Origin of the sequence: Siccibacter turicensis LMG 23730, from assembly GCF_000463155.2 — a bacterium.
Classification (GTDB): Bacteria; Pseudomonadota; Gammaproteobacteria; order Enterobacterales; family Enterobacteriaceae; genus Siccibacter; species Siccibacter turicensis.
In genome coordinates this window covers 194,270-217,136 of record NZ_AWFZ01000050.1, presented here as the reverse complement: position 1 = coordinate 217,136, position 22,867 = coordinate 194,270, and the positions used below count along the sequence as shown (strand labels likewise).

General features: G+C 59.6%; 20 protein-coding genes and 1 pseudogene. 7 read left to right on the top strand and 14 right to left on the bottom strand.

All coding sequences use genetic code 11. From position 1 onward, the window contains the following. The first annotated feature begins 65 nt into the window (after positions 1-65). On the top strand, positions 66-1,358 hold the full coding sequence (locus DW58_RS16905; RefSeq protein ID WP_024547643.1) for a nucleoside deaminase: 1,293 nt from the start codon (positions 66-68) through the stop codon (positions 1,356-1,358). Between the two features lie 77 nt (positions 1,359-1,435). On the opposite strand, the gene nrdG is transcribed toward DW58_RS16905, so the two are convergent. The 12 genes from nrdG to arcA form a co-directional block, all read right to left on the bottom strand. After that, positions 1,436-1,900: an anaerobic ribonucleoside-triphosphate reductase-activating protein gene (gene nrdG, locus DW58_RS16900; protein WP_024547642.1), complete on the bottom strand. Its 465-nt coding sequence runs from the start codon at positions 1,898-1,900 to the stop codon at positions 1,436-1,438. Between the two features lie 557 nt (positions 1,901-2,457). After that, complete coding sequence (gene nrdD / locus DW58_RS16895) at positions 2,458-4,596, bottom strand: anaerobic ribonucleoside-triphosphate reductase (RefSeq protein ID WP_024547641.1); 2,139 nt, start codon at positions 4,594-4,596, stop codon at positions 2,458-2,460. A 367-nt stretch (positions 4,597-4,963) separates the two neighbouring features. Then, positions 4,964-6,637, bottom strand: coding sequence for an alpha,alpha-phosphotrehalase (treC, locus tag DW58_RS16890; RefSeq protein ID WP_024547640.1), 1,674 nt, complete (start codon positions 6,635-6,637; stop codon positions 4,964-4,966). 293 nt (positions 6,638-6,930) lie between these two features. Beyond that, the gene (gene treR, locus DW58_RS16885) at positions 6,931-7,878 is read right to left on the bottom strand and encodes a trehalose operon repressor TreR (protein WP_024547639.1); all 948 of its coding nucleotides are present in this window, start codon (positions 7,876-7,878) and stop codon (positions 6,931-6,933) included. A 189-nt stretch (positions 7,879-8,067) separates the two neighbouring features. Further along, positions 8,068-8,454 (bottom strand): 2-iminobutanoate/2-iminopropanoate deaminase, encoded by a 387-nt coding sequence (gene ridA, locus DW58_RS16880; RefSeq protein ID WP_024547638.1) that lies wholly within the window; start codon positions 8,452-8,454, stop codon positions 8,068-8,070. A 110-nt stretch (positions 8,455-8,564) separates the two neighbouring features. Continuing rightward, entirely contained in the window at positions 8,565-9,026 is a 462-nt protein-coding gene (gene pyrI / locus DW58_RS16875; protein WP_024547637.1) for an aspartate carbamoyltransferase regulatory subunit, read from the bottom strand. Between the two features lie 12 nt (positions 9,027-9,038). After that, complete coding sequence (gene pyrB, locus DW58_RS16870) at positions 9,039-9,974, bottom strand: aspartate carbamoyltransferase (protein ID WP_024547636.1); 936 nt, start codon at positions 9,972-9,974, stop codon at positions 9,039-9,041. A 232-nt stretch (positions 9,975-10,206) separates the two neighbouring features. Further along, positions 10,207-10,695: an arginine repressor gene (locus DW58_RS16865; protein WP_024547635.1), complete on the bottom strand. Its 489-nt coding sequence runs from the start codon at positions 10,693-10,695 to the stop codon at positions 10,207-10,209. Positions 10,696-10,815: 120 nt separating this feature from the next. Then, a complete protein-coding gene (locus DW58_RS16860; protein WP_024547634.1) occupies positions 10,816-12,219 on the bottom strand; it encodes a YfcC family protein in 1,404 nt (467 codons plus the stop codon). 48 nt (positions 12,220-12,267) lie between these two features. Next, positions 12,268-13,272 (bottom strand): ornithine carbamoyltransferase, encoded by a 1,005-nt coding sequence (gene argF, locus DW58_RS16855; protein ID WP_024547633.1) that lies wholly within the window; start codon positions 13,270-13,272, stop codon positions 12,268-12,270. 36 nt (positions 13,273-13,308) lie between these two features. Continuing rightward, positions 13,309-14,235, bottom strand: a complete 927-nt coding sequence (gene arcC / locus DW58_RS16850; protein WP_024547632.1) for a carbamate kinase — start codon at positions 14,233-14,235, stop codon at positions 13,309-13,311. A 9-nt stretch (positions 14,236-14,244) separates the two neighbouring features. Next, on the bottom strand, positions 14,245-15,465 hold the full coding sequence (arcA, locus tag DW58_RS16845; RefSeq protein ID WP_029593175.1) for an arginine deiminase: 1,221 nt from the start codon (positions 15,463-15,465) through the stop codon (positions 14,245-14,247). 663 nt (positions 15,466-16,128) lie between these two features. Here arcA and DW58_RS16840 point away from each other — a divergent pair. Continuing rightward, a complete protein-coding gene (locus DW58_RS16840) occupies positions 16,129-16,581 on the top strand; it encodes a NanQ anomerase/TabA/YiaL family protein (RefSeq protein WP_024548898.1) in 453 nt (150 codons plus the stop codon). A 49-nt stretch (positions 16,582-16,630) separates the two neighbouring features. Here DW58_RS16840 and argF (DW58_RS16835) read toward each other — a convergent pair whose 3' ends face one another. Continuing rightward, positions 16,631-17,632: an ornithine carbamoyltransferase gene (argF, locus tag DW58_RS16835; protein ID WP_024548897.1), complete on the bottom strand. Its 1,002-nt coding sequence runs from the start codon at positions 17,630-17,632 to the stop codon at positions 16,631-16,633. A gap of 162 nt (positions 17,633-17,794) precedes the next feature. On the opposite strand from argF (DW58_RS16835), the gene rraB reads away from it, so the two are divergent. The 3 genes and pseudogenes from rraB to DW58_RS16820 all read left to right on the top strand — a co-directional run bounded on the left by rraB (position 17,795) and on the right by DW58_RS16820 (position 19,934). Next, positions 17,795-18,214 (top strand): ribonuclease E inhibitor RraB, encoded by a 420-nt coding sequence (rraB, locus tag DW58_RS16830; protein ID WP_024548896.1) that lies wholly within the window; start codon positions 17,795-17,797, stop codon positions 18,212-18,214. Between the two features lie 6 nt (positions 18,215-18,220). Next, positions 18,221-19,017 (top strand): annotated as a pseudogene (gene miaE / locus DW58_RS16825) (tRNA isopentenyl-2-thiomethyl-A-37 hydroxylase MiaE). Positions 19,018-19,109: 92 nt separating this feature from the next. Beyond that, positions 19,110-19,934, top strand: a complete 825-nt coding sequence (locus DW58_RS16820; protein WP_024548894.1) for a hypothetical protein — start codon at positions 19,110-19,112, stop codon at positions 19,932-19,934. Positions 19,935-19,953: 19 nt separating this feature from the next. Here the strand turns inward: DW58_RS16820 and DW58_RS16815 are convergent, their stop codons facing one another. Next, on the bottom strand, positions 19,954-20,463 hold the full coding sequence (locus DW58_RS16815) for a GNAT family N-acetyltransferase (protein WP_024548893.1): 510 nt from the start codon (positions 20,461-20,463) through the stop codon (positions 19,954-19,956). A 207-nt stretch (positions 20,464-20,670) separates the two neighbouring features. On the opposite strand from DW58_RS16815, the gene DW58_RS16810 reads away from it, so the two are divergent. Then, positions 20,671-21,849 carry a YjgN family protein gene (locus DW58_RS16810; RefSeq protein WP_024548892.1) on the top strand — a complete coding sequence of 393 codons (1,179 nt, stop codon included), beginning with the start codon at positions 20,671-20,673 and terminating at the stop codon, positions 21,847-21,849. Beyond that, a complete protein-coding gene (locus DW58_RS16805) occupies positions 21,836-22,867 on the top strand; it encodes a M48 family metallopeptidase (protein WP_024548891.1) in 1,032 nt (343 codons plus the stop codon). The genes DW58_RS16810 and DW58_RS16805 overlap by 14 nt, the downstream gene beginning before the upstream one ends.

The window sequence follows — 22,867 nt, the reverse complement described above, 5'->3', positions numbered from 1 at the left end:
AGCGCGTCAGGAAATAAGCCTGCGTCAGGTTTATTCGATGTGATCTTATTCGTAAGGTGATGAAAATGGATATTCGACACGGTTCTTTCCAGGGCGGCACGCCGCTCTCTCAGAATTATGAAACGGTAGAAGACGCGGTAAATGAGGCAGCGAATCAGGCGGTTCACGCCTGCTGTCAGGGCACGTTCAGCGTCGGCGGCGTGATGCTCGACAATACCGGGTATGTGCTGAACGCGCTGCACAATAACGTCGTGGAAGCGGGGATGACGTTTGACCCAACCGCGCACGGTGAGCGCCAGTTAATTGACTGGTACTACGATCAGCTGTCGCAGGGCGCGCTGTTACCGCCGCCGGAAGCGATCACCATCTTCACCTCGCTGGATCCGTGCTGCATGTGTTCCGGCGCGATCCTGGGCAGCGGGTTTAACGTGGTGTCCGCCGCCTTCGACACCTTTTCCGGCATCAACTACACCACCCAGGCCGATTTTCCGTCGCTCCCCCCGGCGCTCAGAGCGATGGCGCAAACGACGTTCAGCTACCCGGAAGTCAACGGTGACAGCTGCTTTGCCCGGCCAGCCACCTCGGCACCGGTAGCGGATTTTTTCAGCCAGACGGTTATCGACCAGAACACCCAGGCGCTGTGCCTGTCGGTCTTTGAAGCCACCCTGGGGACGGTTCAGGATACCGTGAATCACGATCTGCCCCTCGACGAACTGCTCGACCCGGCGACCCTTGCCCCCGACGATCCGATTGTTGTCGCCCTCAAAGCGGTCTATCCCCAGGCCCTGAGCTATAAAGCGCCGTCTCCCGGCACCCCTGACGTCGGGCTGGCCTCGTTGCTGCTGGAGGCGGCCACGCGCGATGTGGAGCAGGGTGGGAAGGGCAGTTCGGTGGCGTTTCTGGACGCCTTCGGCAACCTGATGCTCTGCTTACCCGGCAACCAGGCCCATTCGCCGGCGCACACGCCGTTTATGCTCACGACCCGCGCCTGGGCGCAGCTGCGTCACCAGCTTTTCCAGCAGGAGGGGGAGCGCACGCTGCAGTACCTCGGGCACCCGAAATTTGGCACCTTTGTGCTGACCCTCGGGCATGATACCTCCGCCGCCAGCCTGATGGATTTAGGCGCCTATGGCTCCACCATGGAAGAGGCGCTGCCCGCTGAGAACCCGTACTCGCTGCAATACGTGGTGCCCTCCATTCCGCAAAGCGAACTGACCGCCTGGTGCCAGACGCTGCCGCCGCTCTACAGCCAGTCGATAGGCGTCTACCCGCAGCAGGTGACGGACCAGGCATTGATTGATGCGGTAACGGAGGGGCTGCCGCAGGCGTTACGCCGTAGCGAAGCGAGTTATGCGTAAAGGGATCGCGATGTGGCTGGACGCCACATCCATTGCCGTGAAAGCACCAAAGGCGGACATGGCGTCCGCCTTTATCATTAACGCAGGTGGTGCACCACCTGATTGCTGCTGCCGCGCCAGATCAGCGCCGGGTCTTTCAGATCCTGCACAAACTTGCCGTCGATCAGCACGTTGATCCGATCCACCACCTCACGTTGCGCGGCGGTCAGCTCATCGATCCGGTAGCCGGTCCACAGCCAGATATCCTTGCCCTGACATTCGGCGCGCACCCGCGTGATTAATCGCAGGATCTCCGGCACGTTGCCAGGATGAAGCGGATCGCCGCCGGAGAGCGACAGTCCCTGGCGTTTAATGCGCGTATCGTTCAGATCGGCGATGATGCGATCCTCCATCGCCTGGGTGAACGGCACCCCGGAGTCCAGCCGCCAGGTGCTTTTGTTATAGCAGCCGCGGCACTCGTGGACGCACCCGGAGACAAACAGCGTGCAGCGCGTGCCGGGGCCGTTGACGATGTCGACAGGGTAGTATTGGTGATAATTCATTCTTTTCCTCGTCGCAGTTGATGCCGTAGCGGCGTTGGCTGCGCTCCCTCACCCCGGTCACTTACTGATGTAAGCTCCCGGGGATTCGCTCGTTTGCCGCCTTGCTACAACATCAACTGCTTAGAGGAACCTCGTCGTTGTGATGCCGTAGCGGCGTTGGCTGCGCTCCCTCACCCCGGTCACTTACTGATGTAAGCTCCCGGGGATTCGCTCGTTTGCCGCCTTGCTACAACATCAACTGCTTAGAGGAACCTCGTCGTCGTGATGCCGTAGCGGCGTTGGCTGCGCTCACTCACCCCGGTCACTTACTGGTGTAAGCTCCCCGGGATTCGCGCATTTGCCGCCTTGCTACAACACCAACTGCTTAGAGGAACCTCGTCGCTGTGATGCCGTAGCGGCGTTGGCTGCGCTCACTCACCCCGGTCACTTACTGGTGTAAGCTCCCCGGGATTCGCGCATTTGCCGCCTTGTCCTGGCGTCAATTGCTTTGCGAAAAGCACCGCAGCTTTACAGGAGGACAAGCGCCACGCACCTGCCACTTACCTGAGCAGAATCGATCAACCGATCTGCCCATTACCGAGATGCTTCACCCGGCGCTTCACCTCTTCCTGCTTGCCGGCGTTGAACGGGCGTGCGTCGGGGCTGCCGAGATAGCCGCAGACGCGGCGGGTAACCGACACGCGCGACGCGTCGTGATTACCGCATTTCGGGCAGGTGAAGCCTTTGCTGGTGCATTCGAACTCGCCGGTAAACCCGCACTCGTAGCACTCGTCGATCGGCGTGTTGGTCCCGTAGTAGGGCACGTGCTGATAGCTGTAATCCCACACGTCCTCCAGCGCCTTCAGGTTGTGCTGGATGTTGGGGTACTCGCCGTAACAGATGAAACCGCCGTTTGCCACCGACGGATAGGGCGCTTCAAAATCGATTTTGTCGTAAGGGTTCACCTTTTTCTCCACGTCGAGATGGAAGCTGTTGGTGTAGTACCCCTTATCGGTCACGCCATCCACCACGCCAAACTCGGCGGTGTCGAGGCGGCAGAAGCGGTCGCACAGGTTCTCGCTGGGCGTGCTGTAGAGGCTGAAACCGTAGCCGGTTTCGTCCTTCCAGCGATCCACCGCCTGACGCAGACGCGCGACGATGGCCAACGCCTTCTCGCGCAGCGCCGCGCTGTCATAGACGTGCTGATTGCCATACAGCGCGTTGATGGTCTCATGCACGCCGATATAGCCGAGCGAAATGGATGCGCGTCCCTCTTTGAAGATCTGCGACACGTCATCGTCGGCTTTCAGGCGCACGCCGCACGCCCCTTCCATATAGAGAATCGGTGCCACCCGCGCTTTCACCCCTTCGAGGCGGGCGATGCGCGTCATCAGCGCCTTGCGGGCCAGCGCCAGCCGGCTGTCGAGCAGTGACCAGAACGCGGCTTCGTCGCCCCTGGCTTCCAGCGCGATGCGCGGCAGGTTGAGGCTGATTACCCCCAGATTGTTACGCCCATCGTGGATCTGCTCGCCGTTCTCGTCTTCATAGACGCCCAGGAAGCTGCGACAGCCCATCGGCGTTTTGAACGATCCGGTGACCTTCACCACCTGGTCGTAGTTGAGAATATCCGGGTACATGCGTTTGCTGGCGCACTCCAGCGCCAGCTGCTTGATGTCGTAGTTGGCATCGCCCGGCTTGTGGTTCAGCCCGTCGCGGATAGCCAACACCAGTTTCGGGAACACGGCGGTTTTGCGATTTTTTCCAAGTCCAGCGATGCGGTTACGCAGGATCGACTGCTGGATCAGGCGCGACTCCCAGCTTGTGCCGAGGCCGAAGCCGAAGGTCACGAACGGCGTCTGGCCGTTCGCGGTGTGCAGCGTGTTGACCTCGTACTCCAGCGACTGAAACGCGTCGTAGCACTCTTTTTCGGTGCGCGAGCGGGCATAGCCCTCCACGTCAGGGATATCCCACTCCACGGCGATGCGGCGATGTTTCTCAAAGCTGGCGGTGACAAACGGAGCCAGCACTTCGTCAATGCGGTTGATGGTGGTGCCGCCATAGATGTGGCTTGCCACCTGAGCGATGATCTGCGCCGTCACGGCGGTAGCGGTGGAGATAGACTTCGGCGGTTCGATCTCGGCGTTGCCCATCTTAAAGCCGCGGGTCAGCATGCCTTTCAGATCGATCAGCATGCAGTTAAACATTGGGAAAAACGGTGAATAGTCGAGATCGTGATAGTGGATCTCACCGCGTTCGTGGGCAAGCACCACATCGCGGGGCAGCAGATGCTGACGCGCATAGTGTTTGGCGACGATCCCTGCCAGCAGGTCGCGCTGGGTTGGGATCACCTTGCTGTCTTTGTTGGCGTTTTCGTTAAGCAGCGCCGGGTTGGTCTGCTCCACCAGGCCACGGATCTCCTGGTTAAGGCGGCCGCGTTTTTCCCGGGCAAGATCGCGATCGTGGCGGTACTCAATGTAGGCGCGCGCCAGCTGCTTGTACTCCCCGGCCATCAGCTGGTTCTCAACGGCGGTCTGGATCTCGTTAATATCGACCTGCTGGCGACCGGCCATCTGACGACACACAATGTCTGCGACGGTGGCGCAATAGTCTGCGTCATCGACTCCCGCTGCGTTGGCGGCACGTAGAATGGCTTCCTCGATGCGCGCTGAATTGAAAGGCACTTTGCACCCGTCGCGTTTCATCACATGCGGTGTCATGATCACTCCCTTTTTATCAAACAGGTTATCCACAAAGGTGGAGAGAGGGCGGGAAGCGATTTCTTTTTACTTTCCAGTACGCTTTCCGCAATCGGCCCGCGCTTATCCACATCCGCGCTGCGTTATCCGGCGAGATGCTGATGCTATTTTAGACGATAAATACCATATGTAGGGCCGGGGCGCATTCTAAGGTCTATATGTAGTGCTTTTCACTAAAGATGTTTCGACCTTTTTTGACCTGAGACAAAGTTTTTCCCGGACGTCATTCAGAATGGGCGCTGCGGAGGCGGACTTTTTTTCGGATTCTGGAATGGATTTCTCATTCGCGAGGTGGCTCACGCCCGTGGCACACCACGGACGCTCAGGGTTAATCTTCCGCGCTGCGCGGGGCGGACAGCCAGTACGCCGCTTCATACGGGCGCAGGGTCCGCTCGGCGGGGCAGGGGGCGGCATCGGGATAGTTGCTCATCAGCAACTGCCAGTCGCCGTCACATGCTCCCGGCACCCACCACTGGCTGTCGCGGCTCAGGTTGGCGACCACCATCAACGCCTGGCCCTGCCATTCGCGACGGTAACACCAGAGATGCGGATGCTCGGGGAGCAGATCCCGGTAGTCGCCCTGGGTAAATACGGGCTGGGCTTTGCGCAGGCGAATCAGCTGCTGGTAGGCATAAAACACCGAGTCGGGGTCGTTCATCGCCGCCTCGGCATTGATGGTGTGATAGTTGTCGCACAGGCCTATCCACGGCGTACCGGTGGTGAAGCAGGCGTTGTCGGCGGCGCTCCACTGCATCGGCGTGCGCCCGTTGTCGCGGGATTTGTGGGCGAGGATCACCAGCAGCTCTTCCGGGCGTCGGCCGTGGCCGCGCAGCTCGGCGAACATGTTGTGGCTCTCCACGTCGCGGTAGTCGACGATGCGCGTAAAGTGCGGATTGGTCATCCCCAGCTCTTCGCCCTGGAAAATATAGGGCGTGCCCTGCATACCGTGCAGCGCCATCGCCAGCATCTTCGCGGCGGGCACCCGCAGCGCGCCTTCATCGCCAAAGCGCGACACGATGCGTGGCTGATCGTGATTACACCAGAACAGCGCGTTCCAGGCGCGGTTGTGCATCCCCTGCTGCCAGTGGTTGAAGATCGCCTTCAGCGCCACGTAATCCGGGGCGAACAGCGTCCATTTTTGTCCGTTGGGGTAGTCCACTTTCAGGTGATGGAAATTAAAGGTCATCGACAGCTCGCTGCCGTCGAGCGCGGCATAGCGCTGGCAGTGCTCAAGGGTGGTGGAGGACATTTCGCCCACCGTCATCAGACCGCGCGGCGTGAACACGTCCCGGCTGAACTCCTGAAGGTATTCGTGGATGCGCGGCCCGTCGGTGTAGAACAGCCGCCCGTCGCCCGCTATGTCCGAGGCAAAGGCCTGATCTTTTGAGACCAGGTTGATCACATCCAGCCGCAGGCCGTCCACGCCGCGATCCGCCCAGAACCCGCACACCTTCTTTAATTCAGCGCGCACCGCCGGGTTTTCCCAGTTGAGATCGGCCTGCTCAGGGGCAAACAGGTGCAGATAGTACTCTCCGCTCGGCGCATGCCAGCGCCAGGCGCTGCCGCCAAACTTCGAGCGCCAGTTGTTGGGCGGCTGGTCCGGCGTGCCTTCACGCCAGATATAGAACGCGCGATACGGGCTGTCGCGGTTTACCGCCTCGTGAAACCAGGCGTGCTGGGTCGAGGTGTGGTTGAACACCATATCGAGAATAACGCGGATGCCGCGCTCGTGCGCTCTGGCAACCAGCCGGTCGAAGTCATCGAGCGTACCGTAGGTGGGGTCGATGGCCGTGTAGTTGGCCACGTCATAGCCATTATCCACCTGAGGCGAGATATACACCGGCGTCAGCCAGATGGCGTCCACGCCCAGGGTATGCAGATAGTCGAGGCGCGCAATCACCCCGGGCAGGTCGCCGGTACCGGTGCCGGTGGTGTCCTGAAAGCTCTTCGGGTAGATCTGGTAAATCACGCCGTGCTGCCACCAGGGCGGAACGTTTTTCATCATCATTTCCCGTATTGCTGAGTGACCGGTCGCCGCATCGGCGCTGGATTTACTGCCTGCCACTAGCAAGCGTAGTCGTTTCGCGTGGATGAGCATCCGTCGCGGGTAAGAAAGCCTGAAGAGACGCGCGAAATGCCGGGGTGCGAAAGGGGATAAAATCGACAGGGTTAGCTACGGGATCGGCTGTGTTGGGATGTGGATCGGCATGCGTGAGAGAAGAGGGTTGGGATCGTCGTACAGAGGGGGGATCGTTCCCGTGTGCGGATGACGCGGGGTAAGCCTGCGTGAGAGGCTCAGTTTAACGTGACGGGGATCACTATTTGTTTCAACTCGGCCTGGCGAGTAATCTGCCCCATCAGCTGCGCGGCGGCCCGGCGTCCGGCTTCGGCATAACCCAGTGACGCGCCGACAATCTCCGGATGCAGAAACGCCATCAGTGGTGTATAGCCGATGCTTGCCAGCTGAATGTGCATCTCAGGATGCTCCTGCAGGTATTTCCCTGCCCCCAGCGCCAGCGTGTCGGTGGCGCACACCACGGCGGTGGTTTCTGGCGTCAGCACGTCGGTGAAGTGCTCATAGCCTTTAACCATCGTGACTCCCGGCTGGGCTATTCGCGGCGTCACCCCGTTGCGCTGGCAGAACGCCATGTAGGCCTCGCGCCGTCGCATGCCGCTGGTGGTGTCGCTGTCCGGCACGCCGAGAAAACCGATATGCCGATGGCCCAACTCATAAAGGCGCTGCAACAGCAGCTGTACCGCCCCGTCATCGTCATAGCAGACCGAGGCAAAACCTGGGGCATCGCGGGCGATAATCACCAGTGACGACTGCCAGGGCTGCAGCATCTCCGGCGTCACGCCGGTAAAACCGAAGAGCACCACACCGTCGATATTGCGGCGGCGCAGCATCCCGAGCTGCTCTGCAACCAGTTCCGGTGAGAACTGGCTTTCCATCATGATCGGATCGTAACCCTCGGCGTAAAACGCCGGCAGCATGGTCTGGACTGCAAGGTTCTCCGACAGTGAATCAAGACGTGTAACGATAATGGCGACCACTTTATCGCTCTGCCCGCGCATGGCGCGCGCTGAACGGGAAGGTGAGAAACCATACTGAGCCATGACTGCTTCTACCCGCTCCCGGGTACGTTCGCTAACGCCGCTTTCATTGTTTAACACGCGGGAGACGGTGGATTTACCGACCCCGCTCAGTCGCGCGATATCTTTGATAGTCAGGCGGGTTTGCATAAGTAGCTGCGTCTCCTCTGTTTAGGGGATGAGCCACGAAGGTAAACCCTTTGCTCGGGAAAACAAGGGGCAATGTACGCTTTAACGGTGGTTTATCGAGCGCCGCGTAACCGGCTTCGCATTTATCGGGTGAACGAGTCCAATAAAAAAGGCCACCGGAGGTGGCCTTTTCGGTTGCAGCACATGCGCTTAGCGACGCACCGCGATGGCTTCGATTTCAATTTTCACGTCTTTCGGCAGACGGGCCACTTCTACGCAGGAGCGCGCCGGGAAGGTGGCGTTATGCTCGGTGAAGAACGCTTCGTAGGTGGCGTTAACGGTGGCGAAATCGTTAAGATCCTTCACGAAAACCGTGGTTTTCACAATGTCGCCCACTTTCAGGCCAGCCGCTTCGACGATCGCTTTCACGTTATCCAGCGACTGACGCGCCTGGGCGGCGATATCGTCCGGCACCGCGCCGGTTTTCGGATCGACCGGGATCTGGCCGGAGGTGATAATCATATTGCCCAGATCGACGCCCTGAACATACGGGCCGATAGCTGCGGGTGCATTTTCCGTCGCGAGAGTGCGGGACATAGTTTCTCCTGAAGTTAGCTGCAGTGGGTAAGAGTCGACTCATTATACACGTCCGTTTTCCGGCTGCACGGCTGGTAAAAACCGCTGCCGCCGCCGGAACGGGGCCGGTATCAGTCGGCCAGCACCACGTTGTGCGAGAACTCTTTCTCGCAGTATTTGCACTTGAGCGCGATATCGTGCGCGCGTTTTTTTACTGCAAAGCTGGAGGCCACCGGTTCGTTGCGGCTGATGCAGTTGCCGTTGGGGCAGGTCAGCACCCCGTCGATACGCTCCGGCAGGCTCGGGCGGCTTTTGCCCACCACTTCATACTCGTCGATGCGGTTAACGGTCGCCTGCGGCGCGTAGAGCGACAGCTGGTTTACCTGCTCGTCGGTAAGAAAGGTGTTCTCAATTTTGATCAAATCCTTGCGGCCCATCTCGCCGGACGGCAGGTTCAGGCCGATGGTGATGCGCTGATCGGTCTGGGTCAGCCGGAACAGGGTCAGTAAGGTAAAGCCCACCTGGGCGGGAATATGATCGATTACCGTGCCGCGTTTGATGGCTTCTACCTGAAGTTTATTATCGTGAGTCATGTCTCTCTCCCCTTACAGCGCCAGATCGCGATTCAGAACCAGCGCCAGCAGTGCCTGGCGCGCGAAAATACCGTTGCCCGCCTGCTGGAAATACCAGGCGTGCGGTGTTTTATCCACATCGGTGGTGATCTCATCCACCCGCGGCAGCGGGTGCAGCACCTTCATGTTGCTGCGTGCATCGCGCAGGTCGGCGGCGCGCAGCACAAACTGCGCTTTCACGTTGGCGTATTCCGACGGGTCGAGACGCTCTTTCTGCACGCGGGTCATATACAGGATGTCCACCTCGGGCATCACCTCATCAATGGTGTCGTGCAGGCTCCAGGCGATGCCCTTCTCGTCGAGCATATCGAGAATGTACTGCGGCATCGCCAGCGCGCCGGGGGCAATAAACCAGAAGCGGTTGCCGGTAAACTTCGCCAGCGCCTGGGTGAGGGAGTGCACGGTGCGGCCATATTTCAGGTCGCCGACCATCGCGATGTTGAGATTGTCCAGCCGCCCCTGGGTTTCCTGAATGGTGAACAGATCAAGCAGCGTCTGGGTCGGATGCTGGTTGGCACCGTCACCGGCGTTCAGCACCGGCACGCCGCCGGAAAACTCGGTGGCCAGACGCGCGGCGCCCTCCTGCGGATGGCGCATCACGATGGCATCCACGTAGGTGCCGATGACCGAGATGGTGTCCGCCAGGGTTTCGCCCTTTTTGCCCAGCGAGGTGTTGCTGCTGTCGGAGAAGCCCACCACCGATGCGCCCAGGCGATGAATCGAGGTTTCAAACGACAAACGGGTGCGGGTCGAGGCTTCGAAGAAGCAACTGGCGATCACCTTGTGTTTCAGCAGCTCCGGCTGCGGGTTCGCTTTCAGCGTCGCGGCGGTCGCCAGCACCAGTTCAAGTTCTTCACGACTGAGATCGTTTATGGAAATGATATGTTTCTGATAAAGCGGATTCGTCATGGTTATCTCCTGAACGCCGGGCAAAAAAAAGCCCCTCAACGAGGGGCTTCAGTCATGGGGTAATGCGACGGAAAGAAAAACAGGGCTGCTGCGCCAGCGTTGCGGCGACGCGGTAAGACGAAATGTGCAGTCAGCAGAACCATGCTTCCTCCCGGCAAATTGCCCGGCATTATACGCCTGTCGGAAACAGGAGCAAGCGCGTAATGCGCACTTTAGTCATAGAAATCGATTACTATGAATATTCATGCATACAAAGTAGATAATTAATGCGTCTGCACAGGGCGTCGATACGTCCAGCGCTGCGCGGGGCTACCCAGACAATGCTGCTGCCGGCGATGGCACCGAGGATATCCGGCAGGCTATGGTAATCCAGCACGCGAGCCACGGCCCGGCCATAGCCTGCAACGGTATGGATAAGAATAAATTCGCCGTTATGCTCCACGCTCACCACCATCTCATTGAGCGACCGCGCCGCGTTCGGAACCGGCTGGCTCTGCGGGTTCAGGGCATAGATTTTTTGCCCCCTGGCATTGCGAATTTTAATCGCGCCAAGAATTTTCAGCAGCCGTGAAACCGACGACTGGCTGATGCCCGCGAAGCCGTGACGCTGCAGGTCGCGACGTATCTCCTCCTGACACAGATAGCTTTTTTTGCTGATGAGCCGTTGGCAGAGCGTTATCTGGCGCTGCTCTTTCTCTGAATAGCCGCGCTGATCCTTCATCATGTTCCTTCTCCTTCGTGGTGGTAGAAAGACATCAGTGTTCCGCCGTACCGTGCGCGGAGAAACCGGCGTTTCCCTTCAAAACGTAAGATTTTGTGGGAACGGGAGCGGCCTCTCGCTTTACAGCAGGGCGCCGAGGCTGAGCACCAGCATATTCAGCACCGTCAGCATGGCGATAAGCGGCGCCACCCATTTCAGATAGCGCACGTAGGGCACGCGGGCGATGGCCAGGCCGCCCATCACCACCGCGGAGGTGGGGGTCACCAGATTGACGATCCCGGAGGCGGACTGATACGCCGACACCACCAGGTCGCGCCCGACATGGGCGAAATCCGCCAGCGGCGCCATAATCGGCATGGTGAGCACCGCCAGACCGGACGACGACGGCACCAGAAACGACAGCAGCACTTCCAGCCAGTAGGTGACGTTGATGAACAGCGTGGTGGACAGCCCGGTGACCAGGTTTTCTGCGCTGTGAAGGATGGTGTGGGTGATTTCACCGTTATCCATCACCACGACAATGCCGCGGGCGATGCCGATAATCAGCGCCACGCCCAGCAGATCCCGCGCGCCGTCGATAAAGGTGGCGGTAAAGTCCGCTTCGCGCATGCGGCTGATGAACCCGACCACGATTGAGGCGGCCAGAAACAGCGCGGAGATCTCGCCCATCCACCAGCCGCGCACCGCTACGCCGTAGATCATCACCGCAAAGGCGGCGGCGAACACTACCAGGATAAGCTTGCGGGTGCGGGTAAAATCGAGGATCTCACCGCTGCGCGCGCCGAGAAAATGTGCGCGGTTGCTTTCCCACATATCGGCCACCACCGAGGCGGCGGGGTCCTGCCGCACGCGCCGGGCGTAGCGCATCACCCACACCACGCACAGCAGCCAGCCGATAACCAGCAGCAGGACGCGCAGCAGCATCCCCTGCGTAAACGGGATGCCCGCGGCGTTGGCCGCGATAACGGTCGCGAACGGGTTAATCGTCGAGCCCAGGGTACCGATACCGGCCCCGAGCAGCACGGTTGCAGCGGCCACCAGCGGGTCGAAGCGTGCCGCCATCATGACCGGCACCAGCAGGGTGTAGAACGGCAGCGACTCCTCGGCCATGCCGTAGATCGTGCCGCCCGCCGCAAACAGCGCCATCAGAATGGGGATCATGCGCTCCTCTTTGCCGCGCAGCCGGGCCATGACGCGCGCAATGCCCGCATCGATGGCACCGGTCTTATTCACCACGCCAAGAAAACCGCCGATGATCAGTACGAACAGCGCCACATCAATCGCCCCGGCGGTGTAGGTCACATGGTTGTATAACCCGTCGATGGGGGCCAGCAGGACCGCGGTAATACCCTGCGGATGGGCGTCGACCGGCGCCCAGGTGCCCGCCACCGGCACCGCTTTGCCAAGTGCCGGGTTCATCACCATCTGGTACTTCCCGGCGGGAATGACCCAGGTGAGCGCCGCGACCAGGATGATGAGCACAAATAAAATGGTGTAGGCGCCAGGAAACGTGAATTTACGCATAGGATGCTCTCCTTGAGCGCAGGCGCGCCGCAACGCGCCTGCTGCGGTTTAGTGCCCGAGCGTGGCCACCATCACCGCTTTGATGGTGTGCAGACGGTTTTCGGCTTCGTCGAAGACAATGGAATGCGGCGACTCGAAGACCTCTTCCGTGACCTCCAGCCCTTTCAGCCCCCAGGCGGCTTCGATTTCGCGCCCCACGGTGGTGTGTTCGTTATGGAACGCGGGCAGGCAGTGCATAAACTTCACGTTCGGGTTGCCGGTGGCGGCAAGCAGCGCCCCATTAACCTGGTAGGGCGTCATCAGCGCGACGCGCTCCGCCCAGGCTTCTTTGGGTTCGCCCATCGACACCCAGACGTCGGTGTAGACAAAGTCCACGCCGGCCACGCCCTCTGCCACGTCGGAGGTGAGATGGATACGCGCCCCGGTTTCTGCGGCGATGGCGCGGCACGTGGCCACCAGGTCTTTATCCGGCCAGAAGGCCTCCGGCGCGACGAGGCGAATATCCATGCCCATTTTTGCCGCACCGACCATCAGGGAGTTGCCCATGTTGTTGCGGGCGTCACCGAGGAAGGCAAAGCTGAGATCCGCCAGCGTCTTACCCGGTGAGTGCTCCTGCATGGTCATCAGATCGGCGAGGATCTGGGTGGGGTGAAACTCGTCGGTCAGCCCGTTCCACACCGGGACGCCGGCAAATTCGGCCAGCTCCTCGACGATGGCCTGACCGTAGCCGCGGTATTCAATACCGTCATACATGCGGCCCAGCACCCTGGCGGTATCCTTCATTGACTCCTTATGGCCAATCTGCGAGCCGCTTGGCCCAATCCAGGTGACCTGCGCGCCCTGGTCGAAGGCGGCGACCTCAAACGCGCAGCGGGTACGGGTGGAGTTCTTTTCAAAGATCAGCGCAATGTTTTTGCCGACCAGCGTTTTTTGCTCGCGTCCGGCGTGCTTCGCCGCTTTCAGCGCTCCCGCCAGGTCGAGGAGAAAATGGATTTGCGCCGGTGTGAAATCGAGAAGTTTCAGAAAGTGTTTATTTTTCAGTGAAATGGTCATGCTGTTTTCCTTGTTGAAACGCGACACGCGTAAACGCTATGCATGGGAAGGCGCGAGGGCGATGAGCGTGCCCCTGTTGCCTGACAGAATCTCCAGGCCATCCTCCAGCGCGCCAATGCCCGCGATGCCGTGGCTCTGGTTGACGAACGCGCAGCAGGCGGCGATTTTTGGCCCCATTGAACCGGCGTCAAAATGCAGCGCGCTAAGCGCATCGGGAGTGGTGTGGGTGAGCGGGCGCTGCGTAGGTTTCCCCCAGTCGAGGTAGACCGCGTCGGCATCGGTGAGGATCAGCAGGGCGCGGGCCTGTAACGACTGCGCCAGCAGCGCGGCAGAAAGATCCTTGTCGATAACGGCTTCGATGCCGTGGTAGCCATCGGCGTTTTCCACCACCGGCACGCCGCCGCCGCCGTTACAGATGACCAGGTGATCGCGCGCAATCAGGGTGCGGATGGCGTCCGACTCGATGATGCGTTTCGGCTGCGGGGACGGAACCACGCGCCGCCAGCAGGCGCCGTCGGCTTTCAGGGTCCAGCCCTTCTGCTCGCCCAGCACACGCGCCTCCTCGGCGGTGTAAACCGGGCCGATGTACTTGGTGGGATGCATGAACGCCGGGTCGTGGGGGTCCACTTCCACCTGGGTCAGCAGCACGCTGACCTCGCGCTCCGGCAGGGCATTCTTCAGCGCCTGTTGCAGCATGTAGCCGATCATTCCCTGGCTTTCCGCTCCCAGCACATCAAGCGGATAGGGCGTAACCGGTGCGTAAGCGCTGTTTTGCAGCGCCAGCAGGCCAACCTGCGGGCCATTGCCGTGCACCAGCACCACTCGCCACTGGCGGGTAAGCAGGGCAATAGTCCGGGCCGCCACAGCGATATTCTTGCGCTGCACCGCCGCTTCCAGCGGTTCACCGCGTTTGAGTAGCGCGTTGCCGCCGAGGGCCACCACCAGCGTGGGTTTCGTGTTCATGTCGTCTCCTCAGATCGCGTCGCGTTCGAGAGGGCAGCTCATGCAGCGCGCACCGCCACGCCCCCGGCCCAGCTCATCGCCCGGAATGGGCAGGACGGTGATACCCGCTTTGTCATATTTTTCGTTGGTCCAGGTATTACGTTCGTAGCCGATGACGACTCCCGGGCGCACGGCGAGGACGTTATTGGCGTCGTTCCACTGCTCGCGTTCGGCCTCGAACGCGTCGCCGCCGGTGGTGATGAACTGCACGCTGCCCAGATCCAGGGCATCGCCAATGGCATGCGTCAGGCTTCGCGCTTCGGTGCGCTTCAGGCCACCGTGGGCATCGGGGGTGAGCGTCCAGCAGGTGACGTCCGGGTGAACCACGTCGGGGTAGACGGAGAAGGTATCGAGATGGATATGGGTCATCACCGTGTCCAGGTGCATGCAGGCGCGATGCTTCGGCAGCTCAACGGCAATCACCTTTTTGGCCTGATGGTGATGGAACAGCGATGCGGCAAGAAATTCCAGCCCCTGGGGCGTCGTGCGTTCTGACAGACCTATTAATACCGTTCCACGCCCGAGGACTAATACATCGCCGCCCTCCAGCGTGGCCTGCTGATAATTAATATCCTCGTCGCCGAAATAGGTAATAAAGTCGCTGTCAGTAAATGTCGGATGCCAGCGGTATATTGCGCGCAGATTATTCGTCTCACGCTGCCGGGCCTGTTTCGCCATCGGATTAATTGATACGCCGTTGTATATCCAGCAGGAGGTATCGCGGGTAAAAAGATGATTAGGCAGCGGCTCCATAATAAAATCATTGTCGCCATGATTTTCTACCGATAACCCCTTCACCTCGGCAGGAATTTCTCCCCAGGTGAGGCCGCCGCTTAACCGGCGCGCCAGTTCGCGGTGCGACATCTCCGCCAGCCAGCCGCGCAGCTCGCCGGCGAACGCCGGGCCGATATGGTAATCGGAGACCTGGCTTTTCAGCAGCCAGGCTTTGGCGTCCGCCACATCAAGCGTGCCGGTCAGCAGATCGGTCAGAAGCAGTACCTCCACGCCCTGCGCGCGCAGGGTGGTGGCGAAGACATCGTGCTCCTGCCCGGCCCGCTCCACCGACAGGACATCATCAAATAATAGCGACTGGCAGTTTGACGGGGTTAACCGTTGCAGACTTAAATGGGGGCGATGCAGCATAACGCTGCGCAACTGCCCAATTTCAGAACCCACATAATGCTTTTCCATATTTATTCCTTTCCAGACAAATAACCGCGGCTGGCATGTCGGATAACCGCCCCGACGCACCGTTTTTTTCATCAGGTTCGCGATTAAGCGTAATTAACTTCACCGCTGGAAAAGTGACTGACATCAAACGACGCTGCCAATCATTAATAATCGGCATCAAATATGATTTTATTCAGGAAAGCATTATTTAGATTGAACTGATAAATGCTTAAATACGCACGAGCCGCGTTTATTATCGGGCAATGTTATTTTTATGTTGGCCCGCCGGGTTGTAAGATAATATTAATTGGCGACTATTCAACGGCTGCTGAGTGCAGCAATAATAGTTATGCGTGAGCGGCCATTATTTATTTGCGAGTCGCCTTTATTTTTTGGATATTTATGGCGCGAAGTGCGATAAATCAGCGTTTCACAAACTGTGATGCCGCGCTATTTTTTCTTTAAAGGTTTTATAAAGCAGTGAGTTAAGAGCTGGATGCTACACGGAAAGAAGGGATTATGCGTGTCGGGTGCATAACCTGCGGCGGGGCGTTAACAATCCGGAAACCCTTCTGGGGATAAACATGCGCTAACGCAGTTTTTCCTCATAAAGCGCTGGCATGGCGGCAGCAATGTTTGTATAAAACATAAAAATGAAACGCTGTTTTATATGAGGGTATTGCTATGATCGCAGGGAACATCCACCACCTCCAGCCGTGGCTTGACGCCAGGCTGCGTGACGCTATCGAGTATGTTAAGCAGCACGTGACGCCTGACACGCCGCTGGGCAAACACGATATCGACGGCAACGCGCTGTTTTTCCTGGTCTCGGAAGACAGCACCCAGCCCATCACCGAGCGGCGCGCCGAGTACCACGCCCGCTATCTTGATATTCAAATCGTGATGCGCGGCACCGAAGGGATGACCTTCAGCACGCTGCCAGCGGGAACGCCGGATACCGACTGGCTGGCGGACAAAGACATTGCGTTTCTGCCGTCAGGCGAGCAGGAAACGACCTTTGTGATGCAGGAAGGGGACTTTGTGGTGTTCTGGCCGGGGGAAGTGCATAAACCGCTGTGCGCGGTCGGGCAGCCGGCCACGGTGCGCAAGGTGGTGGTGAAAATGCTGGTGGCGTAAGCCAGTGTAGGCGAGGTGGGTAAGCATCGCGTACCCACCTTAAAATCCGTTACTCCAGCGTCGCCACCATCACCGCTTTGATGGTGTGCATCCGGTTCTCCGCCTGGTCGAATACGATGCTGTGGGGCGATTCGAACACCTCGTCCGTCACCTCCATCCCACCGTGCAACCCGTACTCCTGCGCCATCTGCTGGCCCAGCGTGGTCTGGTCATCGTGGAACGCGGGCAGGCAGTGCAGGAACTTCACCTGCGGGTTGCCGGTCAGCGCCAGCATCGCGCTGTTCACCTGGTAAGGCCGCAGCAGGGCGATGCGCTCCGCCCACTTCGCTTTCGGCTCGCCCATGGAAACCCAGACGTCGGTATAAATAAAGTCGGCACCCTTCACGCCCAGGGCCACGTCTTCGGTCAGCGTAATGCGCCCGCCGGTATGCGCCGCCAGCGCCTGGCACTCTGTCACCAGGCTGGCATCCGGCCAGCAGGCTTTCGGGGCCACCAGCCGCAGGTCAAAGCCCATCAGCGCAGCGGCCTCCAGCAATGAATTGCCCATGTTATTGCGCGCATCGCCCGCGTAGGCGAGGGTCATGTCGCTGAAGCTTTTATCCGGGGCGTGCTCGCGCATCGTCAGCAGATCCGCCAGCAGCTGGGTGGGATGAAACTCGTTGGTCAGCCCGTTCCACACCGGTACACCTGCGTACTCCGCGAGGGTGTCGACAATCTCCTGGCCGTGGCCGCGATACTGGATCCCGTCATACATGCGGCCCAGCACCCGGGCGGTATCTTTTATCGACTCTTTATGGCCGATCTGGCTGCCGGAGGGGCCGAGGTAGGTCACGCGCGCGCCCTGGTCAAAAGCGGCAACTTCGAAAGAGCAACGGGTACGGGTCGAGTCTTTTTCGAAGATGAGCGCAATGTTTTTGCCGGTCAGACGCGGGGTTTCGCAGCCGTTCTGTTTGTCGCGCTTGAGCGTGGCGGCCAGGTCGAGCAGGTGCGTGATATGTGCAGGGGTGAAATCGAGCAGCTTAAGGAAGTGCTTACCGCTAAAATCAGACATGGTTTCCCTCTCAGGGCTGATGCCACTTATTGAATTAAAATTCAATTTATATGTATGAATATTCATTTGCAACCCCGACGGAGAAATCTTTGCCGGGAAAGGTGGAGGCATTCACCTGGGTGTGTGAAAATAAGAGTATCTGCCACCTATGAGGAACGAAACATGGCAAACCCGGAACACCTGGAAGAGCAGCGCGAAGAAACGCGTTTGATTATTGAAGAATTACTGGAAGATGGCAGCGATCCGGACGCGCTGTACACCATCGAACACCACCTGTCGGCTGACGACTTTGAAACCCTGGAAAAAGCCGCCGTTGAAGCCTTCAAACTCGGTTATGAAGTGACCGATCCGGAAGAGCTGGAAGTGGAAGAGGGCGATACCGTCATCTGCTGCGACGTGGTGAGCGAGTGCGCGCTGAACGCGGAACTGATCGACGCCCAGGTTGAGCAACTGCTGAACCTGGCCGAGAAGATGGGCGTGGAGTACGACGGCTGGGGCACCTACTTCGAAGATCCGAACGGCGAAGAGGGCGATGATGACGAAGAGTACGTCGACGACGAGGACGACGGTATTCGTCACTGAGTAACCGTGCGGCAGCGCCTGCTGCCGCATTGCAAGGACTGGACATGAATTACCCGCAACTGCTCGCCCCGGTACTCGACTTTCTCCCCTGCCCGACCCCAGACGCCTGGATAGACCGCGCCAAAGCTCCTGAGAACCTGCCGCTGCTGCTGACCGATCACATGGTGTGCGAACTGAAAGCCGCCCAGACCGCGATGCTGCTGATCCGCAAATACGTCGCCGACAAAAGCGGTTCCGACGCGCTGCTGGGCTGGCTGAAACCCTACGAGTCCTTCACCTTTGGCGGCGGCCCGGAGCCGGATTTTGTCGCCCTGCACAAGCGTATCGGCAAGAGCGTGATGCCGAAGACCGACGATCCGTGGGGCCAGCGGCTGCTCGACAGCATGGTGCTGCTGATTAAAGAGGAGCTGCACCACTTCTGGCAGGTGCGTGAAGTGATGCTGACGCGCAATATCCCCTATGTGAAGATCACCGCCAGCCGCTATGCGCGCGGGCTGATCCGCGATATCCGCACCTGGGAGCCGCAAAAGCTTATCGATAAGCTTATCTGCGGGGCCTACATTGAAGCGCGCTCCTGCGAGCGTTTTGCGGCGCTGGCGCCCCACGTGGATGACGAGCTGCGGGCGTTCTATCTCTCGCTGCTGCGCTCGGAAGCGCGCCACTATCAGGACTATCTCGCGCTGGCACAGGCGATTTCCGACGAGGACATCACCCCCCGGGTGCGCCATTTCGGTGAAGTCGAAGCCGACCTGATTCTCAGCCCGGACAGCGAGTTTCGCTTTCACAGCGGTGTTCCCGTCTGACTCTCCTAATATTGGTAGTTATCAGCCTGATGAGGTGCAATATTTCCTCAGGCTGGTAAAACGTATCGCGGCATCGATTAATAAGGAAGGGTATGAACTGGACGCACATTATTCTCGCAGGCTACGTCGGCGCGGTTATTGCCACGCTGGTGGCGCTGATGCGCAAAAAAGGCTGGGTGAGCAAGGCGGGTGCCGTCGCGCTGGCACTGGCCGCTATCGTCGTCTGGAACGTGGTGGACGTGCACTACTTTATGCCCCGGCAGGACGCGCAGCAGACCGAAGCAGAAAAGTTTGACGCGGCGTTCGAAAAACTGCCGATCTACAGCGTGCTCAATGAGCAGGACCCGCAGTTTATGGCCCATCTGCGCGACCGCACGCTGGCAATGCGTAAAGAGGGCAAACCGGAACAGCAGATTATTGATGCCATCCAGCCTGAGGTTATGAGCCTGCAGATCAAACGGCTTCAGGCCGCGCCGGATGCCAACGTGGTGGCCTTTATGCAGGCCAACATGCAGCAGACCGCGCTGATGCAAAAGCAGAGCGACGATGCCTGCTTCCGCTTCCTGTTCCCGGAAGTGAAGGGGGGCGTGAACGCCGCCCGCCTGCTGCCGCAGGACGTCACGCGTCACCGTATGGAAGTGGATGCTGAGATGATGCGCGCCGCGTGGGGTGCTAATAAACATACCGTCACCGACGCCGAGCGCCAGCGCGCGCAGCAGGACGTACAGCCGATTCTGCAAAAGCTGACCGACCACTACGGAAGCGATTTCTCACTGATGGCAACCCCGCAGCAGGCGGTGGGGAAAGAGCAGCAGGTGTGTAATATCGTGCAGGATCTGTGGCGTCAGGTGCTGCAGCTGCCGGACGATCGCGCGGCGGGCATTATTCGTCTGTCGATGGAGATGACGGGCCAGTAATCTGGCCCGATGCGCTGCGTTACAGGCTTTTCAACATGCGCACTTCGCAGTCAACGTGCCCGGTGCAGCCGAGCGGCTCGCTGATGTGGTCGAAGCCCAGGCTTTCATAGAGCGCGATGGCCTGGTGGAGAAACGCGGTGGTCTCCAGGTAGCAGCGGGTGAACTGCTGCTCGCGGGCAAAGGCCAGCGCCTGCTGCGCCAGCCGACGCGCCATTCCTTTACCGCGCGCGGCGGGCAGGAAATACATTTTTTGCAGTTCACAGATATCCGGCTCGCTACAGGCCAGCGGGGCAACACCGCCGCCGCCGACCACCGTGCCGTTTAGCTCCACTACCCAGTAAGCGTGGCGCGGCTGGCTGTAAATATCATAAAGACGATCGAGATGCGGATCGGCCACGGTATAGCCTTTATCTGCCGTTAAGCCAAACTCTGCGGATACGGTGCGAATAACCGTCGCAATAGCGGAATTATCGTGTGCGGTAAGCAGGCGAAGCTGTAAATCGCCGCTGGCTGAGGGACTGCTCTGCATGATCTGACCTGATGTAGTAGCTAAGAAATACGCGAGTTCCCAATATAAAACAAACGCGCGGCAGATGAAAAATAAAACCCGACGCGCGTAAAAAGACAATTGCTGCTGCGTTCACGCGGCAGACTGTAATCGCGCAGGCACGCCCTGCGCGTTAATAACTCCCCTGGTAACAGGGTTTTTTATTTATTTCTTTCAGGATGAAAGCGGATGAATTCTTTATCAACTAACACGACTCCACAGCGTCATAAACTCAAATTTCATGGCTCGGGTGAAACCTGGCTTGGCATCTGGCTGGTCAATATTCTGCTGACGGTGGTGACCTTTGGCATTTATTCCGCGTGGGCGAAAGTGCGCACCCGCCGTTATTTCTACGGTAATACCGAACTGGCGGGCGACCGTTTCGATTACCACGCAAAACCGACGCAGCTGCTGCTGGGGCGCGTGCTGGTGATTATGGGCCTGATGGTCTTCTATTTCGCGGTGGGAACGGCACCGACGCTGGCGACGCTGCTGGTGCTGGCTTTCGTTGCGCTGCTGCCGTGGATCATCGTGCGCAACTGGCGCTTCGAGGCGATCATGAGCAGCTACCGCGGGGTGCGCTTTAACTACCACTGCCACGTTGGCCGCGCTTACATGACCTTCCTGGTCTGGCCGCTGCTGGCCTATCTTGCGCTCGCGATGGTGATTGGGATGAGCTACGGCATCATCGCTTCCGGCTTCCAGATGATGGCGGTAGTGGTTGCGGCACTGCTGATCCCGGGCTTTATTGCGGTCAACGGCGTGCTCTCTGCGGTGCAGCACGACCTCTACGTTAACAACCTGTTTTTCGGTGACTCGGCGTTCAGCGGCAAGATGAAGAAAGCCGCCTTCGTGAAGTTCGCGATGGTGGCGGTGCTGCTGGCGCTGCCGTTCCTGGTGCTGATCGTCATGGCGCTGGGCTCGTTTATCTACGACATGGCGCTGATGAGCCAGTTTGGCGCAGACGGCGAAGCCATCGGCAGCGTGGTGCTGGCGAACACCAGTAAAATCATCCTCGTGTATTTCCTGATGCTGGTATGGGGCATGATGGCGCGCGCCTGGCTGACCGTGGCGCACCGAAACTACATGTTCAACCACACCCGCCTCGACCAGGGCAAGATCGCGTTTCACTCCACCATGAAGCTGCTGCCGTATGTCTGGCTGCTGTTCGTCAACGCGCTGATCGTGTTCTTCTCGCTGGGTCTGGCGACGCCGTTCGCCCAGGTGCGTCACGCGCGTTATCTGGTGAACACGCTGGAAGTGGAAGGCGACATTGATACCCTCACCGTGCAGGCGCACACCGATACCGCCCAGAGCGCGGTAGCGGAAGAGCTGGTGCAGGCGCTGGACCTGAATGTCGGCATCTGATTACCGGTGTGACGGGTTCTATCAGTATCCCGGACGGGCAGCCCGCGAGGCGGCCCGTATCACGCTACACCCGGCGTCGCTGACCCTGCATCTCGAGGCAGGGCATCGGCTGTTCACCGTCGATCACCTGACGGTCAGCCCGCCGCTGGAGAATATCCCCCTCGCCATCACCTTCCCGGACGGCGGACGCTTTATGCCCGCCGACAACACCCGGTTCCGCGACTGGTATTTCCGCCACCGTACGCCGTCACCCGTCTATTTCCTTGAGCGTCATAAGGGCGGGATCGCGGCGGCGTTGGTGGGGGTCGTGCTTGCCGTGGTGCTGTACGTGATGGTCCTGCTCCCGTGGCTGAGCGGCGTGATTGCGCAGCAGCTTCCGGTGACGGTGGAGCAGCACCTCGGGGAGTACAGCGCCCGCTATCTCGACGAACAGGGCCTGGAGGCAAGCCAGCTGAGTGCCGCGCGCCAGACGCAGCTGCAGACGCTGTTTACCCAGGTGATTCCGCCGGAGATGCGGCATGAGGCCGGGTTACGGCTGCGCATTATGCGCTTCCCGGAAGAGGCCAATGCGCTGATGCTGCCCGATGGCACCATGGTACTGAGTGATGCGCTGGTGGCGCGGGCGAAAAGTGACGATGCGCTGGCGGCGGTGATGCTGCATGAAATCGGCCACTACCGGCACCGTCATTCGTTGCAGATGCTGGTGCGCTCATCGCTGGTGACCCTGACCGTGATGGTCGTGGTGGGGGACGTGGACGGCATCGGCGACACGCTGTTGCAGTCGGCACTGTTCGTCAACGAGATGCGCTACTCCCGCAGCATGGAGGACGAGGCCGACGCGTATGCCATTGCCGAAATGAAGCGGCAGGGGCGTTCCCTTGCGGCGATGGAGCAGATTTTCTCCGCGCTGAAGGAGGAACACGCCGACGATGACGGGCTGACGTTGCCCGACTGGCTCAGCACGCACCCCAACATGGACGCACGCCTCGAGCGTATCAGGCAGGCGTCAGGCGGTTAA

What these genes read in the sequence shown, in the direction of transcription:
- argF (WP_024548897.1), bottom strand. Translation starts at nt 17,632, where the DNA reads ATGTCTGATTTTAGCGGTAAGCACTTCCTTAAGCTGCTCGATTTCACC.
- argF (WP_024547633.1), bottom strand. Translation starts at nt 13,272, where the DNA reads ATGACCATTTCACTGAAAAATAAACACTTTCTGAAACTTCTCGATTTC.
- nrdD (WP_024547641.1), bottom strand. Translation starts at nt 4,596, where the DNA reads ATGACACCGCATGTGATGAAACGCGACGGGTGCAAAGTGCCTTTCAAT.
- arcC (WP_024547632.1), bottom strand. Translation starts at nt 14,235, where the DNA reads ATGAACACGAAACCCACGCTGGTGGTGGCCCTCGGCGGCAACGCGCTA.
- ridA (WP_024547638.1), bottom strand. Translation starts at nt 8,454, where the DNA reads ATGTCCCGCACTCTCGCGACGGAAAATGCACCCGCAGCTATCGGCCCG.
- DW58_RS16840 (WP_024548898.1), top strand. Translation starts at nt 16,129, where the DNA reads ATGATCGCAGGGAACATCCACCACCTCCAGCCGTGGCTTGACGCCAGG.
- DW58_RS16905 (WP_024547643.1), top strand. Translation starts at nt 66, where the DNA reads ATGGATATTCGACACGGTTCTTTCCAGGGCGGCACGCCGCTCTCTCAG.
- DW58_RS16820 (WP_024548894.1), top strand. Translation starts at nt 19,110, where the DNA reads ATGAACTGGACGCACATTATTCTCGCAGGCTACGTCGGCGCGGTTATT.
- DW58_RS16860 (WP_024547634.1), bottom strand. Translation starts at nt 12,219, where the DNA reads ATGCGTAAATTCACGTTTCCTGGCGCCTACACCATTTTATTTGTGCTC.
- treR (WP_024547639.1), bottom strand. Translation starts at nt 7,878, where the DNA reads ATGCAAACCCGCCTGACTATCAAAGATATCGCGCGACTGAGCGGGGTC.
- treC (WP_024547640.1), bottom strand. Translation starts at nt 6,637, where the DNA reads ATGAAAAACGTTCCGCCCTGGTGGCAGCACGGCGTGATTTACCAGATC.
- nrdG (WP_024547642.1), bottom strand. Translation starts at nt 1,900, where the DNA reads ATGAATTATCACCAATACTACCCTGTCGACATCGTCAACGGCCCCGGC.
- DW58_RS16805 (WP_024548891.1), top strand. Translation starts at nt 21,836, where the DNA reads ATGTCGGCATCTGATTACCGGTGTGACGGGTTCTATCAGTATCCCGGA.
- DW58_RS16810 (WP_024548892.1), top strand. Translation starts at nt 20,671, where the DNA reads ATGAATTCTTTATCAACTAACACGACTCCACAGCGTCATAAACTCAAA.
- rraB (WP_024548896.1), top strand. Translation starts at nt 17,795, where the DNA reads ATGGCAAACCCGGAACACCTGGAAGAGCAGCGCGAAGAAACGCGTTTG.
- DW58_RS16865 (WP_024547635.1), bottom strand. Translation starts at nt 10,695, where the DNA reads ATGAAGGATCAGCGCGGCTATTCAGAGAAAGAGCAGCGCCAGATAACG.
- pyrI (WP_024547637.1), bottom strand. Translation starts at nt 9,026, where the DNA reads ATGACTCACGATAATAAACTTCAGGTAGAAGCCATCAAACGCGGCACG.
- pyrB (WP_024547636.1), bottom strand. Translation starts at nt 9,974, where the DNA reads ATGACGAATCCGCTTTATCAGAAACATATCATTTCCATAAACGATCTC.
- DW58_RS16815 (WP_024548893.1), bottom strand. Translation starts at nt 20,463, where the DNA reads ATGCAGAGCAGTCCCTCAGCCAGCGGCGATTTACAGCTTCGCCTGCTT.
- arcA (WP_029593175.1), bottom strand. Translation starts at nt 15,465, where the DNA reads ATGGAAAAGCATTATGTGGGTTCTGAAATTGGGCAGTTGCGCAGCGTT.